The following is a 15648-nucleotide window of genomic DNA, read 5'->3' on the forward strand; positions in this document are numbered from 1 at the left end:
GGACATATGACCGATATTTCCCGTTTAGACGGCATCGATGTCAAACGCAGCGTTATTGATAGCGTGCTGGCCGGTTTATGCGCGCTGATAGTCTTTGGCCCGATCGTCGGCATCGTGCTGAAGGGGTACAGCTTTACGCTTTCTCCACAGCGCGTCATCGTGCTGGTGGCGGTGGTAATGGCGGGGCGGCTGTTGCTCAGTCTGCTTTTGCAAACCCGCGGGGGGAAGCGGTTTGTCGGACGTTTTGAAGGCAACGACCAGGGGGTATTTGTCCGTCCTCCCGGCTATCGTAGTCGGCTGCGTTTTGTCCTGCCGCTGCTGGCGATTGTGGCTATCATTTTCCCGTTAATGGCCAGTAAGTATCTGCTTACCGTTGCGATCCTCGGGCTTATATACGTCCTGCTGGGGCTGGGATTAAACATCGTGGTGGGTCTCGCGGGGTTACTTGATTTGGGGTACGTCGCCTTCTACGCCATTGGCGCCTATGGCCTGGCGCTTGGCTATCAATACCTTGGCTTAGGTTTCTGGGCAATGCTGCCGCTGGGGGCGGTGATGGCGGCTTTGGCGGGGGCGTTATTGGGTTTTCCGGTATTACGAATGCATGGCGACTACCTGGCTATTGTGACGCTGGGATTCGGCGAAATCATCCGCCTGGTGCTCAACAACTGGGTGAGCTTTACCGGCGGCCCCAACGGCGTTTCGGTGCCATCGCCAACGCTCTTCGGCCTCGAGTTTGCCCGGCGAGCCAAAGAGGGCGGCACTCCGATTCATGAATTTCTGCATATTGCCTACAACCCCAACCTTAAATTTATCTTTATTTATGCCGTGTTGTTTATCGTGGTGTTAATGGTGTTGCTGATAAAACACCGCCTGACCCGGATGCCGATTGGCCGGGCCTGGGAGGCGCTGCGGGAAGATGAAATCGCCTGCCGGGCGATGGGGCTGAATCACGTGCTGGTTAAGCTGTCCGCGTTTATGCTTGGCGCGTCGACGGCCGGCATCGCTGGCGTCTTTTTCGCGACTTATCAGGGGTTCGTCAACCCGACGTCGTTCACCTTTTTCGAATCGGCGCTGATCCTCGCCATCGTGGTATTAGGCGGCATGGGCTCGACATTGGGAGTGGTGCTGGCGGCTTTCGTCCTGACGGTCACGCCGGAGCTGCTGCGCGGCTTTGACGAATACCGGGTTCTGCTCTTTGGCGTGCTGATGGTCCTGATGATGATCTGGCGCCCGCGCGGGCTGGTGCGCACCGGGCGTACCGGGGTGGAAATCCGCAAAGGAGTCGCGCCATGAGCGATGCAATATTGCAGGTCGAGCATCTGATGATGCATTTTGGCGGGATTAAAGCGCTGAATGATGTCAACCTTGAGGTTGAACGCGGATCGATTACCGCCCTGATTGGCCCGAACGGCGCGGGGAAGACCACGGTGTTTAATTGCCTGACCGGATTCTACCGCGCCAGCGGCGGCGCCATTCGTCTTAATGCCCGGCAACGAATGACCGATGTGATTCAGGTTCTCGGGCAGAAACTGCATGCCGATGATTTTTTCCATCCTGCGCGCCTGGGACGGCGGATGTACTACAAAATGTTCGGCGGCGCGCATCTGGTCAACCGCGCCGGGCTGGCGCGTACCTTCCAGAACATCCGCCTGTTTCGCGAAATGACGGTGATTGAAAATCTGATGGTGGCCCAGCATATGCAGGTCAACCGCCACCTGATCGCCGGGATCCTGAACACACGCGGCTATCGGCAGGCGGAGAACCGCGCATTAGAGCGGGCCTTTTACTGGCTGGAAGTGGTGGAGATGGTTGACTGCGCCAATCGACTGGCGGGAACGCTCTCTTATGGCCAGCAGCGGCGGCTGGAGATCGCCCGCGCGATGTGTACCGGGCCGGAAATACTGTGTCTTGACGAACCCGCAGCCGGACTCAATCCGGCGGAAACGCGTGCCCTGAGCCGGATTATTCGTTTTCTGCGAGAACATCATGGCGTCACCATACTGCTGATCGAACATGATATGAGCATGGTGATGGATATCTCCGATCGCGTGATTGTGCTCGACCACGGCGATGTTATTGCTCATGGCACCCCGGCTGAGATCCAGGCCAACCTGAGCGTGATCGCCGCATACCTTGGTACCGATGAACAGGAGATTGCCTGATGAGCCAACCGTTGCTGGAATTTCGCGAGGTTAATGTTTTTTACGGGCAAATCCAGGCGCTGAAGTCGGTATCGCTAACGGTCAATGAAGGCGAAACGGTGGCGTTAATCGGCGCTAACGGCGCCGGAAAATCCACGCTGCTGATGTCCATTTTCGGCCAGCCGCGTATTTCCGCTGGCAGTATTATCTATCGCGGACATGATATTAGCCGCCAGTCGACGCACTATATCGCCACCAACGGTATTGCCCAGGCGCCGGAAGGACGACGTATTTTTGCCGACATGACGGTGGAAGAGAATCTGCTGATGGGCACTATTCCCATTGGTAATCGTTATCAGAATGAAGATAAAGCGCGGATGTATCAGCTGTTTCCACGGCTGGAAGAGCGTCGCGCGCAGCGGGCGATGACGCTCTCCGGCGGCGAGCAGCAAATGCTGGCGATCGCCCGCGCGCTGATGAGTCGGCCAAAGCTATTGCTATTAGATGAACCGAGCCTGGGTCTGGCGCCGCTGGTGGTGAAGCAGATTTTCAGCATCTTGCGCGAGTTGACCGCCCAGGGCATGACGCTGCTGCTGGTGGAGCAAAATGCGTACCACGCGCTAAAACTGGCTAACCGCGCGTATGTACTGGTCAACGGCGAAATACGTCTGAGCGGTAGCGGCGCAGAGTTGCTGGATAACCCGGAAGTCAGAAATGCTTATCTGGGGATGGGTTAAGTTTTCGTCGGTCGTAAGGGGAGAAAACAGGGTGTGAAATCGGTTACACTAGCATCGTGAATGCACATTAAAGTGACCGACTAGATGAAGAAAACGATTTTTTCCTTAGCGCTGGGAACCTTTGGCCTCGGAATGGCGGAGTTTGGCATCATGGGGGTATTGCCTGAAATCGCCCATGATGTCGGCATTACCATCCCCGCGGCCGGCAACATGATCTCGTGGTACGCCTTTGGCGTGGTGTTTGGCGCGCCTGTCATGGCGTTGTTTTCCAGTCGTTTTTCGCTGAAATCGGTGATGCTGTTTCTGGTGGCGCTATGTGTGGCAGGCAACGCGTTATTTACCTTCTCCTCAAGTTATCCCATGCTGGCGCTCGGTCGCTTTATTTCAGGTTTTCCTCACGGCGCTTATTTTGGCGTCGGGGCGATTATTTTGTCGAAAATCGCCTCGCCGGGCAGGGTTACCGCGGCGGTCGCCGGGATGATAGCGGGAATGACGGTGGCGAACCTGCTTGGCGTACCGGCTGGCACCTGGCTTGGCCATCAGTTCAGCTGGCGTTATACCTTCACTGCCATCGCGCTATTTGATGTGCTGGTGCTATTGGCGATACTGCGCTGGGTGCCGACGCTATATGACAAATCCGCCTCCCGGCTCAGCGAACAATTCCATTTCCTTAAAACCCCGGCGCCGTGGTTTATTTTCGCTGCCACGATGTTCGGCAATGCCGGCGTTTTTGCCTGGTTTAGCTATATCAAGCCCTTCATGATGAATGTCTCCGGCTTTAGCGAGTCGGCGATGATGTTAATTATGATGCTGGTCGGATTGGGGATGGTTTTAGGTAATCTCTTTAGCGGCAGGATCTCAGGACGCTACAGTCCGCTGCGTATTGCGGCGATGACCAACGGCGTCATTGTCGCGGCGTTACTGCTCATCTTTGCCTTCGGCATACAGCCTCTGGCTTCGCTGGCGCTGGCGTTTATCTGCTGCGCCGGGCTCTTCGCACTCGCCGCGCCGCTGCAAATACTACTGCTACAAAATGCCAGAGGCGGAGAAATGCTCGGGGCGGCGGGCGGGCAAATAGCGTTTAACCTCGGCAGCGCGATAGGCGCCTACTGCGGCGGAATGATGATTACCTTTGGCGCAGGTTGGCGTTCGGTGGCGCTGCCGGCGGCAGCGCTGTCGTTCCTGGCGATGAGCTCGTTGCTGCTGTATGCGCGATATCAGCGGCGGGTAACGCGTCATCGCGTTACCCAGGCAGAGCAGGTCTGATTAATCCCGCCACGGTTCGCCAAGGGTTAGCATCAGGCGGTTAGCCCAGGCGAAGAATGCCGCCGATTGCAGCAGATCCAGCTGTTCGACGATATCCAGACCCTGCTGCTCCAGCGCGCTGAGATGCGCTGAGGTTATCGCAGGCGGGGTAACGGAAAGCGCGGCGGCGGCGTCAATCTCCGCCTGCCAGCGCGGCCCTTGACCATCGCTGAGATTCTCCCCAGGCGTCACCGCCAGCAGGGTCTCCACCGCTCGCTCATCTTTTGCCAACTGCGCCGCCTTGCGCGCGTGTACCGACGCGCAGTAGATGCAGCCGTTGATTTTACTGGCCACCGTTGCCGCCAGTTCACGTTCGGCGCGCGGCAGGCCCCCCGGCGTATAGAAGATCCCTTTATCGGTCAGCGTGCGCTGTTCAAGCACCGGTTGGTTGCGCGCCAGCAGGCGGAAGTAGGGGGAGTCACTGTGGCCGAACTGCGCCAGCAGCGCCTGCTCGGCGGGATTAAATTCAGCCAGCGGCTTATCGGCAATCCACGGTTCCCAGTGTAATTCATCGCGCGTAAAGGCCACCGGCGCAGGTTTACCGCTGGCAGTCCTGGGATGTGTGTGCCAGTAGCCGGCGACCACCGGGGTCTCGGCCGCGGAGATTGGTTTGTCATTTAACAAACGCAAGCCGCTCAGCAATCGGCTTTGAAAACTGACAAACGCAATAAGCTGCGCCAGCGTTACGATACCGCGCAGGCTCCAGCCCGCGTCGCTAAGCGTTTGTAACGCCGCGGGCGTCGCTTCCACCGGAGTAAAGGTCAGCAGGCGGGCAAACCCCAGCGCGGCGGCAAGCCGTGGGGTTGTCGGGTCGGCAATGCCGAAACCGGCGTAATGCGCCGCCAGCGCGTCTGCCTGATGAAGTCTGGCCACTTTTGCGGCGATGGCGAACCGTTCCTCGAGCGGAAAATCCTCATCCTGTTGGCTAAATAGCACCTCGTAACTTCCCTGGGCGTGGCGGGTCGCAGCGTCGCGTAACGCGCGGGCCTTGCCCAGCGGTGAATCGGCGGCGATCTCCGCCAGTTCAGCCAAAATATCCTGACTTAAGCTCATAGCGACTCCTTATCTGAATTGCGGGGCAATGTGTTTAGCGATGAGTTCGATAGAACGCAGCGTGTCCTGATGCGATGGCTCCACCGAATGAACCTGAAACGAAATGTCAGTCACCCGGGCTAGCACGCTGTCTTTAGCCAGCGATGCAAGCACATGCGGCGCATCGCCAATGTGGGCATCAAGCTGGCGAGCGTAATCCGTGACAGTGTCACCAATAATCTCGTGGCCGGCGGCGCGATGGGCTGCCGCCTGTTTACTTAATCCTGGCTCCGCGGTCTGTAGCGCGTACCCCTGACTGTCGGCAATAAACGCGGTACGGGAGGCCAGAATTCGCGGCGCCACGCCGGCAGGCAGCGCGGCGAGGTAGGCGTCGATAATCGGGTTCTGAATCGCATCCAGCGGCAGCTCGCTTTGACTTGGCGGGCGCGGCTGCGTGCGCGATAGCATCAACCCATGGCCGGATTTAGCGGCCCGAATAGCGCCTTCAATCGAAAAGGTGGCGATCCAAATCCGTTTTGCCAGCTGCGGCGCAGGCGGATAAAGATGGTTGTCCGGATGAGCCAACGTATCGCCGCGCCAGGCGCTTTCAATCAAATGCAGATGATCGGCGAAGACCGCGCCGCGTTGTTCGCAGGCCAGGCCAAAGGGGAGAAAAGAGGTTGGCGTCCCGCCGGAACCAAAACCCACTTCCAGGCGACCCTCAGCGAGTAAATCTAGCACTGCCGCATCTTCCGCGACGCGCAGCGGGTTTTCCATCGGCAGCGTAATGATGGCGGTACCGAGACGGATCCGTTGCGTATGGGCCGCCGCATGGGCAAGAAACACCAACGGCGACGGTAATCCGCCTTCATTTTCATGAAAATGGTGTTGCGCCACCCAGGCGCTATCAAAGCCCAGCCGTTCCGCGTGGCGGATCTGCTCCGTCGCCAGGCGATAGCGCTCTTGCGGCGCGGCGCGATCAAGTAGGCGGGTGAAAAATCCGAGACGTTTAGGCATCATGCAATCTCCATGCTGGGTGCGTGATAATGAGGAATGGCGGCGAGCAGCTCGCGGGTATAGTCGTGCTGCGGCGCGGCGAACAACTGCTTAACCTCGCCCTGTTCGATGACTTGCCCGGCGCGCAGCACCGTCACGCTATGGGCGATGCGACGCACCGTCGCCAGATCGTGGGTGATAAACAGATAGCTCAACCCGAGCTGTTGCTGTAATTGCAGCAACAGGGCGAGAATTTGCGCCTGCACCGTGACATCCAGCGCTGAGGTGGCCTCATCGAGCACCAGAATCGTGGGGTCGAGGATCAATGCCCTGGCGATAGCGATCCGCTGTCGCTGGCCGCCGGAGAGCTCACGAGCGGTTCGGTAGAGTAGCTCCGGCGCCAGCGCGACGCGGGCGGCGACAGACTCTACCCGTTGACGGCGAGCTTCTTTGGACAGGCGCTGAAAATTCTTCAGCGGCTCTTCGATAATGTCGAACAGGGTTTGGCGAGGGTCGAGTGAGGCGAAAGGGTTTTGATAAACAAACTGAATTTTGCGCCGCAGCTGGCGCTGGGCCTCGCGGCTCAATTGTCCGCTGGCAATACCGTCGATGGTCACCTGTCCGCTATCGGCCTGCTCAAAACCCAGCAAGATACGGGCGAGGGTGGTTTTTCCTGAACCCGATTCGCCGACCAGCGCATGGGTACTTCCACGCGGTAAAATAAAGCTTACGTTATCCAGCGCCTGGAGATGGCTGCCCCCTAACGCAAAGCGTTTGCTCACGCCTTCAACCCGAATTGCCGGCGTAACAAACGGGCGAATCGTGGTGGTTAAGTGCAGGTTCTGTCCCTGCAGATCGCACAGCAACTGGCGGGTATAGCCGTGCTGCGGGGTGCGAATAACATCACCCGTATTGCCCTGTTCCTGAATTTCACCGTGACGAAAAACCACCAGCCGGTCGGCTCGCTGCGCCGCCAGCGCGAGGTCATGGGTGACAAATAGCACTGCGGTGCCGGATTCACGGCGCAAATGATCGAGCAGATCGAGGATTCTTTTTTGGACCGTCACGTCGAGCGCGCTGGTAGGCTCATCGGCAATAATCAAATCCGGCTTCAGGGCGATGGCAATGGCGATCAGCACCCGCTGCTTCATACCGCCGGAGAGCTGGTGCGGATACTGGTCTACGCGCTGCTCCGGATGGCTTAAGCCGACTTTTTCCAGCAGGGCGATAACCTGCTGTCGACGCTCGGTTTTACTGCTTTTTTGATGCAGGCGGAGTATTTCGCCGACCTGCGCGCCGATGGTTTGCACCGGATTCAGCGAGTTGCCGGGATCCTGCGGCACCAGGCTGATTCTGGCCCCGCGCAGGCTATCCAGCCGCTTGCCTGACCAGCGGCTAATCTCTTCACCGTTGAGACGAACCGTCCCGGCATCGAGGCGGGCGTTTTCCGCCAGCAGGCCGATAATCGCCTGGGCGGTTGTGGTTTTGCCCGAACCGGATTCGCCGACGAACGCCAGCATCTCGCCGCGTTTAACCGTAAAACTAACCCGGTGAACCACTTCGCGCCACAACCCGCCAGAGCGGTAGCTGATGGTGAGGTTTTCTACGCTAAGCACGTTCATCGGCGCTCCCTGTTGAGTTGTTGGCTGATACGATTGGCTGCCAGTACCACGGCAATGACCGCGATTCCGGGGAAGGTGGTGAGCCACCAGGCGGTGGAAAGATAGTTACGCCCCTCGGCGATAAGTAATCCCCATTCCGGCACCGGCGGCGGAGTGCCATAGCCGAGAAAACTCAGGGTTGAGAGGGCGAGAATAGCCTGGCCGAATTGTAGGGTGGCGAAAGCCAGCACCGGCGAAAGCGAGTTAGGCAGAATATGCCGCCAGAATACGGACAAAAAAGTGCCTCCGCTTCCGTAGGCTGCTTCGACATAGTCGCTGTGACGAATGCGCACGACTTCGGCGCGCGACAGTCGGGCGAAACTGGCGATAGCGGCAACGCCAACCGCCATGGCGGCGTTCAGGGTGCCAAAACCGAGCAGTATGATTACCGTTAGTGATAGCAGGAGCGAGGGAATAGCCAGCAGAATATCGACAATCCGCATGACGACCGCTTCGACCCGCCCGCCCATCGCGCCGGCAACGGTGCCCAACGCCGTGCCGACAACCAGTCCCATAGCGACGGCGGCCAGGGCCGCGGAAAGCGAATGCCCTGCGCCGTAGACCATTCGGCTCCACACATCGCGACCGAGCTGGTCGGTACCCAGCCAGTGTCCGGCCTGCGGCGCCAGACGCTGGGCGCCAGCGATGCCGTCGAGCGGATTAAACGCGGTGAACCATTGCGGCGCGAAAGCCATTAGTACCGCAACCGTCATCACCGACCATGCCAGCCACAGTCCTGGCTGGAAGGAAAAACGGCGCCAGTTGACCGGACGGCGTCGCGCCGCCGAGGCGTAATCGACCAGACTCATAGCGTACCTCCGCGCAGGGGTTTTAAGCGCGGGTCGAGCATCGGCATCAGCAGGTCGACCAGCAGATTGATCGCGACAAAGCCCAGCGCTGAAATCATCACCACGGCCTGAAGAATGGCAATGTCCTGATTATTCACCGCCTGCTGCGTCAGTTGGCCGAGCCCGCTGCGGCCAAAAACGGTTTCGGTAATTAAGGCCCCGGCGATCAGTTCTCCCAGCAGCAGGCCGGCAATGTTTAATGTCGGCAACAGAGCATTGCCGGTGACATGCCGCCATAACACCCACGTTTCGCTCATTCCCTTGGCGCGAGCAACGGCAACGAAGGGTTGTGCGGCGATGTGATCCATGGTGCGTAACAGAATTTGCGCCAGCGGCGCGGAAATCGGTATCGCCACCGCGATAACGGGTAGCACCAGGCCTTGCAGAGGTCCGGGATTGATAACCGGGACCCAGTGCAATTGGAATGAAAAGATTTGGATTAAGGCGATGCCGAGCCAAAAGGTCGGCAGTGAAATAAACAGCACCGGCAACGACTGTAGCAAATTGCTGATACCGCGTAGCCCCGGCAAACGCGAAGCGATAGCGATCGCAAAGGCCAGCAGAACCGCCAGCGCAAAGGCCGGCAACGCCAGCGCCAGCGTGTCGGGTAAATTGCTGGCAATCAGGGAACTGACAGGCAGTCCCGCCTGGAGTGAATAGCCGAAATCCCCCTGCAGCATGGCCAGCAAGGTATGCAAATATTGCCGCCACAGCGGGCTGTCTGCACCATAGGCCACACGCATTTCAGCGATCTGTTGCGGGCTCAGCCCCAGATCGGGGTTCTGAAACTTAATCAAAATCGCGTCGCCGGGAAGTACCTGCAGCAGAAAAAAGGTCAGGGTGAAGGCCGCCCACAGCACCAGCACGCCTTGTCCCAACCGTCGCCAAAGATAGTGGCTCATGGCGCCCCCTTAGTGTTTATCCAGCCATACGCCGTAAAACGACGGACGGCCTACGGCTTCAAAACGTACGCCTTTTACCCATGACGCGCCGGCAAAGACCTGCGGTTCTTCAAAGATAGGAATGACGTAGGCGTTATCCAGCAGGTAACGCTGTGCATCGCCAGTTAGCTGCAGACGCTTTTGCCCATCCACTTCGGCAGAGATTGCGGTTAACAGGGCGTTGAGCTTATCGTCACGGAAGGATTTTACTTTGTCGCTCGAACCGCCCTGTTGCAGCAAGGCATCGCGATTAGCCGGGAAGAACATACTCTTCACCACGTCCGGGTCGGCGCGACCAACTTCAGAAACGGTTAATGGCGTTTTCAGCGGGTCGAGATTATCCAGTACCCGGCTGCCGGCGTCGCCGGCTTTCACGCTTAAGGCCACGCCAACCTGACGCCACTGCTGCGCGACCAGCTGTAGCACCTCTTTGTTCTGCGGCTGGGGCAGGGATTCATAGACGGTGAGCGCCAGCCGCTGTCCCGCTTTTTGCCGGATACCATCCGCGCCCGGGATCCAGCCCGCCTCATCCAGCAGCTGTTTGGCTTTCTGCTGATCGAAGGCCAGTTTGTCGCTTAAGTCGACGTATCCCGCGGCGGTGCGGGCGATGACGGAACTTGCCTGCGGATAGTTAGGTGAGAAAAGGGTCTCGACAACCTGTTTGGCGTTGGTAGCATGCAGTAGCGCCTGGCGTACCCGCAGGTCGGCAACCAGCGGATTATCAGGGCGGAAGCTCAGGCTATCGTTAACGCCACGCGTCGGTGCGGCATAAATATTAAAGCCCTGGTCGGTCGCCTGTTTTTCATCATAGGCCTGCACCTGGCGAATAAACCCGGCCTGTCCCGCCAGCAGCGCGCCAATACGTACGCTATCTTCCGGCGTGACGATATAGGTAATACCGTCGAGGTTCGCCGGGCCTTGCTGAGCAAGATTTTTCGGCCCCCACTGATAATCTTTCCGCGCCACCAGGGTTAGTTCGCGTCCGGGTTTTTCATCTTTTACCGTAAAGGGGCCGGAACCAATGATATGGCGGGCATCGCCCAGCGCCTCAAAACTTCGCGCCAGGGTGCTGAGGGACACCAGCCCGGAGCCAATCGTCGCGGTACCTTGCAGGAATCCCGGTGAGGGTTTTTTGAAGTAGAATTTGACGGTCAATGGATCGATGACTTCGCTACGATCGTAATTGTTGATCACTTCGGAAACCGGCAGACGTAGGGCTTTATTGCCCAAACCGTAAGTATCAAAATTCTTTGCGACCGCGTTGGCATCGAGTGGGGTGCCGTCAGAGAAGGTGACGCCAGGTCGCAGCTTAAAGGTATATTCGGTCTTATCGTCGTTGCTAGTCCAGCTTTCGGCGATCCACGGCTCGATAGCTAGCGTTTCCGGGTTCTGCCAGGTCAGCTTGTCGGTTATCTGATTGAGGATCCCGCCGTTAGGGTAAAAACCGCCGGCCGGCGGATAGAGATTGGTGTGCGGCTGTTGTTCCAGATAAATTAAGGTGCCGCCTTTGATCGGCGTTTGCGCGGCCGAAACTGAAAATGCGCCTGCGATAAAAAGGGCGGCAAGCGTAGGCAGGCGAAAACGATTTTGCATGGTGAATTCCTTTGTTATCTATTGTCTTGCCATCATCGGGCGCGACGGAATACAAAGGAACCAACGATTTGCGCTAAGCATTTGCGAATTCTGACTATTCCCAACATGCGGGAATAGTCAGTAGGTTAGACTTTTTCGTCTGGCAGAGTCAGACAGAATTAACGGCGGAAATCGATAACCATGCGGCCGCGGATTTGGCCCTGTTCCATCTCCTTAAAGATGGCGTTGATATCGCCAAGCGGGCGCAGAGTGACTTTCGGCACCACTTTGCCTTCGGCGGCAAACTGGAAGGCTTCAATCAGATCCTGACGGGTACCGACCAGCGAACCCACTACTTCAATACCGTCCAGCACCAGGCGAGGGATATCCAGGCTCATCGCTTCCGGCGGTAGGCCAACGGCGACGACGCGGCCGCCGGCGCGAACCGCATCTACGGCGGAGTTAAATGCCGCTTTAGCAACGGCGGTAACCACGGCCGCGTGGGCGCCGCCGGTTTTCTCCTGAATGATTTTGGCGGCGTCTTCGTTGCGGGAATTAACCGTCAGGTCGGCGCCCATCGAGGCGGCAAGCTCCAGCTGTCCGTCGTTGACGTCAACGGCGATCACTTTGGCATTAAAGACGTTTTTGGCATATTGCAGCGCCAGGTTACCCAGGCCGCCGAGGCCATAAATGGCAATCCACTGGCCGGGTTTGATGTGTGAGACCTTCACCGCTTTATAGGTGGTGACGCCGGCGCAGGTGATGCTGCTGGCGGCGGCCGAATCCAGTCCATCCGGCACTTTGACCGCGTAATCAGCGGTGACGATGCACTCTTCGGCCATCCCGCCATCGACGGTATAGCCGGCATTTTTCACCGAGCGGCACAGGGTTTCGTTGCCGCTATTACAGTATTCGCAGTGGCCACAGCCTTCGAAGAACCAGGCCACGCTCGCGCGATCGCCCGGCTTCAGCGACGTCACGCCAGGGCCGACTTTTTCCACGATGCCGATGCCCTCATGGCCAAGAATGACGCCGGTTTTATCGCCGAAATCGCCGTTTTTCACGTGCAGGTCAGTGTGGCAGACCCCGCAGCATTCCATTTTCAGCAGCGCTTCGCCATGCTCCAGCGGGCGTAACTTTTTGTCGGTTACATCAATCTGGTGGTCGTGGGTGACTACAGCAGCTTTCATGCGTTTCTCCTTGTTTATGGTACGAAGGTGCTAACAGCGAAAATAATACTCATTAAGGATTAGATCTTATGTCGCTAATTACAAGCGGTATGGTTGGGAATGGGGGGATTTGCCGCATATTTGGCACAATATTCATCCGTTTATACTAATTTTAGGGGGCTTAATCGGCATTGCGCTACGTGCGTCAGGGTGATTGACAGGGTGAGCGAATGGTGGTTGTATGATGCAACTATCTCGATTCATGGATGTCACCATGTCTGACACTTTACTTATCGATCAAATTCGTTGCGCATCACGATTGATGGTGCGCGAGCTCGGCTTTATGAACAGTACGCTGGCGGCTACCGACTATTCACCTTCAGCGGTGCATGCGCTTCTTGAGATTTCTACTCATGGCGCGATGACCGCCGCGCAACTGGTGCAGGTATTGGGGCTGGACAAATCGAGCGTCAGCCGAATGCTATCGCGCCTGCAGGCCGCTAACGAGATAGAGGAAAATGGTTGTGTTGATGACGGGCGTTTTAAACAACTCTCGTTGACAACCAAAGGGCAGGCGACGGTCGCCCGCATTCATGAGTACGGCGCCATGCGGGTGATTGAGGCGCTGGCGCATTTGGATAGCGCACAGCAGCAGATTGTTGCCGAGGGGTTGACGGCCTATTCGCGGGCGCTTGAGCGTTGTCGTCAGCAGCCGGTCACGACCAGACCAAACGACATCACGATAGTCACCGGCTATCAGCCGGGAATGATTGGCCGCATTGCGCAAATGCACGGTGAGTATTACGCCCGGCATTACGGCTTTGGCCATTTTTTTGAAGGTAAAGTCGCCAGCGGTCTGGCTGAATTTTCTGGCAGGCTGAACAATCAACGTAACCAGATTTGGCTGGCGGTCAAAAATGGCGTCATCGTCGGCTCTGTCGCCATTGATGGCGAAGACCTCGGGAATAATGAAGCGCATCTACGTTGGTTTATTCTCGGCGATGGCTGTCGTGGCAGCGGCGTGGGGCGGCGCTTGCTGACTGAAGCCATCAACTTTTGTGATAATCAGCGCTTCGATGCGGTTCAGCTATGGACATTTAGCGGCTTGCAGGCGGCGCGTAAATTATATGAATCCTTTGGGTTTACGCTGAGTAAAGAGTGGCGGGGCGATCAATGGGGGAAGACCATGCTTGAGCAACAGTTTACCCGCCGCTAAAGCCGTCATGCCACCGGGGCGCTAAAGCTCCGGTGGCATAAGCGTGTTAACTCAACTGTATATTAATTTCCTCAATCTCCTGACGCCACTGCGCCTGTAGCTGCGGTTTCTGATGCTTCGGCTTACGCTGCAGATCGTCCGCCAATAACTGCTCCAGCATCACCAGACGTTCCAGCAGACCCTCTTGCAGGTCGTCGACGGTCGTCGCCTGCGGCGGCGTTTGGGTCGCCGGGCTCTGAAGGCGCTCGTTGCCGCGCAGACGGGTGTACACCTCGTCGACGTCGTGCCACTCGCTTAACCCGTCTTCATCAATTAACCAGAAGCGGTTACAGCTCTGGCTGATGAGCTGTCGATCGTGGCTCACCAGCAGCAGGCCGCCGGGATATTCCCGCAACGTCGCCGCCAGCGCCTCTTTACCCTCCATATCCAGATGGTTGGTGGGTTCATCGAGCAGCAGAAGGCTATAGCTCGCCAGCGACAGGCCGACAAACAGCAGCCGCGAACGTTCGCCGCCGCTGAGGGTGCTGACCTTCTGCCCGTGTCGCGCCCAGCCGAAGCCGGCGGAAATCAGCGCCCGCTTGCGCGTTTCCGGTGAAGGCTCAAAGGGCTCCAGCGCCTCCAGCAGGCTGGCCTCATCCGCCAGTTGATGCAGGGTTTGATCGTAATAACCCGCATGGAGCCGCGGATGTAAACGCAGGCCGGCTTCGCTAGCCGGTTGCTGCATTTGCCGCCATAACAGGCGCAGCAGCGACGATTTCCCGCCGCCGTTGCGACCCATTATCGCTACCCGGTCGCCGCTTTGCAGCCGCGCCACACCGGTGGTGAACAGGGCGGGAAGACCCGGCGCCGGCGGCACGGGGAGATTTTCCATCTCCAGCAGGCGATCGGCGCGAACGGCGTCGCCATGCACCTCAAGACGCCACGGCGTGCCGGCGGTGAGTTCCGTCTGGCTATCCTTCAGGCGTGAAACCTGCCTTTCCATCTGCTTGGCTTTACGCGCCAGATCTTCGTTATCGTAAACCCGGCCCCAGATGGCCAGCCGTTTGGCGCTGGCAGCGACGCGGTCGATCTCTTTTTGTTCCGCTTTGTGGCGCAGAGCATCGCTTGCATCTTGCTCTTCCAGCGCCCGACGGGCGGCGCTGCAGGGGAGTGAGAAAGCGTGCAGCGTTTTATCGCGTAAAATCCAACTGGTATTAGTTACAGCATCCAGTAAGAGGTTATCGTGCGACACCACCACGAAGCTCCCCTGCCAGGTTTGTAAAAAGCTTTCCAGCCACAGCAGGGTCGGCAGATCGAGATGGTTGCCTGGCTCATCCAGCAACAGCAAATCGGGCTGTTGGATCAAGGCGCGGGCAAGCAACAGACGGGTATGTTGTCCGCCGCTCAGGGTGGCGGCTTGCTGTTGGGTCTGTTGAACGGTAAAACCCATTTCAGCGAGCAGCCGCTCCGCTTGCCAGCGCAGCGAATCCCGTTCGCCAGGCGCCAGTTTTTCCAGTACCACCTGTAATAACGGTTGGCTGAGTAGGGCATCAGGAAGATGTTGTTCTACTCGCGCCAGCAGGCAGTGATTAGCCCGCGATACGCTGCCAGAATTCGGCGTGAGAGTGCCGTCGAGCACCTGCAATAGCGTGCTTTTGCCGCAACCGTTATAGCCAATCAGGCCAATGCGATCGCCTTTTTTCAGGGTAAAGGAGAGGTCGTTGAAAAGTGTGCCAAAGGCCGTATCAACGTGGAGACATTGTGCGCTTAAAAGTGTGCTCATTGTGAACTTACTCAAGAGTTACAGGCATGAGAATGCCTCGTCAAACATCGCTGACGATAACCCGGTAAGCCCGAGGAAGGGATTTAGTCGTTGGCTTCTTCGCTCAAGCTAAAGTTATCGCAGCACGATACCGATAACGCTTGAGCTGGCGCGATCGCCAAATGTATGTGAAACATTAAACAGTTCACAGTACAGCATAGGGGTCCTCCTTATTTTTTCAGTAGGTTGATGGATGCAGGGAGTGTAGTGGCTAAATTGCTTTTTGACC

General features: G+C 57.7%; 13 protein-coding genes. 5 read left to right on the top strand and 8 right to left on the bottom strand.

The window, feature by feature from the left end; translation table 11 throughout:
* The first annotated feature begins 6 nt into the window (after nt 1-6).
* From livM to araJ, 4 genes are all read left to right on the top strand, one after another.
* On the top strand, nt 7-1293 hold the full coding sequence (gene livM / locus PGR23_RS05360; protein ID WP_213797174.1) for a high-affinity branched-chain amino acid ABC transporter permease LivM: 1287 nt from the start codon (nt 7-9) through the stop codon (nt 1291-1293).
* Nucleotides 1290-2162 carry an ABC transporter ATP-binding protein gene (locus PGR23_RS05365; protein WP_213797175.1) on the top strand — a complete coding sequence of 291 codons (873 nt, stop codon included), beginning with the start codon at nt 1290-1292 and terminating at the stop codon, nt 2160-2162. Before livM ends, PGR23_RS05365 begins: the two co-directional genes overlap by 4 nt.
* Nucleotides 2162-2878, top strand: coding sequence for an ABC transporter ATP-binding protein (locus tag PGR23_RS05370; protein WP_047048625.1), 717 nt, complete (start codon nt 2162-2164; stop codon nt 2876-2878). The genes PGR23_RS05365 and PGR23_RS05370 overlap by 1 nt, the downstream gene beginning before the upstream one ends.
* An 84-nt stretch (nt 2879-2962) precedes the next feature.
* Nucleotides 2963-4144 (top strand): MFS transporter AraJ, encoded by a 1182-nt coding sequence (gene araJ, locus PGR23_RS05375; protein ID WP_047048623.1) that lies wholly within the window; start codon nt 2963-2965, stop codon nt 4142-4144.
* Here araJ and PGR23_RS05380 read toward each other — a convergent pair whose 3' ends face one another.
* The 7 genes from PGR23_RS05380 to adhP all read right to left on the bottom strand — a co-directional run bounded on the left by PGR23_RS05380 (nt 4145) and on the right by adhP (nt 12423).
* Nucleotides 4145-5236, bottom strand: a complete 1092-nt coding sequence (locus PGR23_RS05380; protein WP_320886520.1) for an alkylhydroperoxidase domain protein — start codon at nt 5234-5236, stop codon at nt 4145-4147.
* Between the two features lie 9 nt (nt 5237-5245).
* Nucleotides 5246-6232 (bottom strand): putative FMN-dependent luciferase-like monooxygenase, encoded by a 987-nt coding sequence (locus tag PGR23_RS05385; RefSeq protein ID WP_213797307.1) that lies wholly within the window; start codon nt 6230-6232, stop codon nt 5246-5248.
* The gene (locus PGR23_RS05390) at nt 6232-7833 is read right to left on the bottom strand and encodes a dipeptide ABC transporter ATP-binding protein (RefSeq protein WP_396279663.1); all 1602 of its coding nucleotides are present in this window, start codon (nt 7831-7833) and stop codon (nt 6232-6234) included. The genes PGR23_RS05385 and PGR23_RS05390 overlap by 1 nt, the downstream gene beginning before the upstream one ends.
* Nucleotides 7830-8681: an ABC transporter permease gene (locus PGR23_RS05395; RefSeq protein ID WP_396279664.1), complete on the bottom strand. Its 852-nt coding sequence runs from the start codon at nt 8679-8681 to the stop codon at nt 7830-7832. The genes PGR23_RS05390 and PGR23_RS05395 overlap by 4 nt, the downstream gene beginning before the upstream one ends.
* Nucleotides 8678-9622 carry an ABC transporter permease gene (locus tag PGR23_RS05400; RefSeq protein ID WP_396279665.1) on the bottom strand — a complete coding sequence of 315 codons (945 nt, stop codon included), beginning with the start codon at nt 9620-9622 and terminating at the stop codon, nt 8678-8680. The genes PGR23_RS05395 and PGR23_RS05400 overlap by 4 nt, the downstream gene beginning before the upstream one ends.
* A gap of 9 nt (nt 9623-9631) precedes the next feature.
* Entirely contained in the window at nt 9632-11254 is a 1623-nt protein-coding gene (locus tag PGR23_RS05405; protein ID WP_047079121.1) for a TIGR04028 family ABC transporter substrate-binding protein, read from the bottom strand.
* Nucleotides 11255-11412: 158 nt separating this feature from the next.
* Complete coding sequence (gene adhP / locus PGR23_RS05410; RefSeq protein ID WP_015366486.1) at nt 11413-12423, bottom strand: alcohol dehydrogenase AdhP; 1011 nt, start codon at nt 12421-12423, stop codon at nt 11413-11415.
* Between the two features lie 253 nt (nt 12424-12676).
* Here adhP and PGR23_RS05415 point away from each other — a divergent pair, with 253 nt between their 5' ends.
* Nucleotides 12677-13618, top strand: a complete 942-nt coding sequence (locus tag PGR23_RS05415) for a bifunctional helix-turn-helix transcriptional regulator/GNAT family N-acetyltransferase (RefSeq protein ID WP_380377355.1) — start codon at nt 12677-12679, stop codon at nt 13616-13618.
* Nucleotides 13619-13664: 46 nt separating this feature from the next.
* Here the strand turns inward: PGR23_RS05415 and PGR23_RS05420 are convergent, their stop codons facing one another.
* A complete protein-coding gene (locus PGR23_RS05420) occupies nt 13665-15380 on the bottom strand; it encodes an ABC-F family ATP-binding cassette domain-containing protein (protein WP_396279666.1) in 1716 nt (571 codons plus the stop codon).
* Nucleotides 15381-15648: the final 268 nt, after the last annotated feature.

It is taken from the genome of Klebsiella sp. 141162 (assembly GCF_050600755.1).
GTDB classification, from domain to species: domain Bacteria; phylum Pseudomonadota; class Gammaproteobacteria; order Enterobacterales; family Enterobacteriaceae; genus Klebsiella; species Klebsiella aerogenes.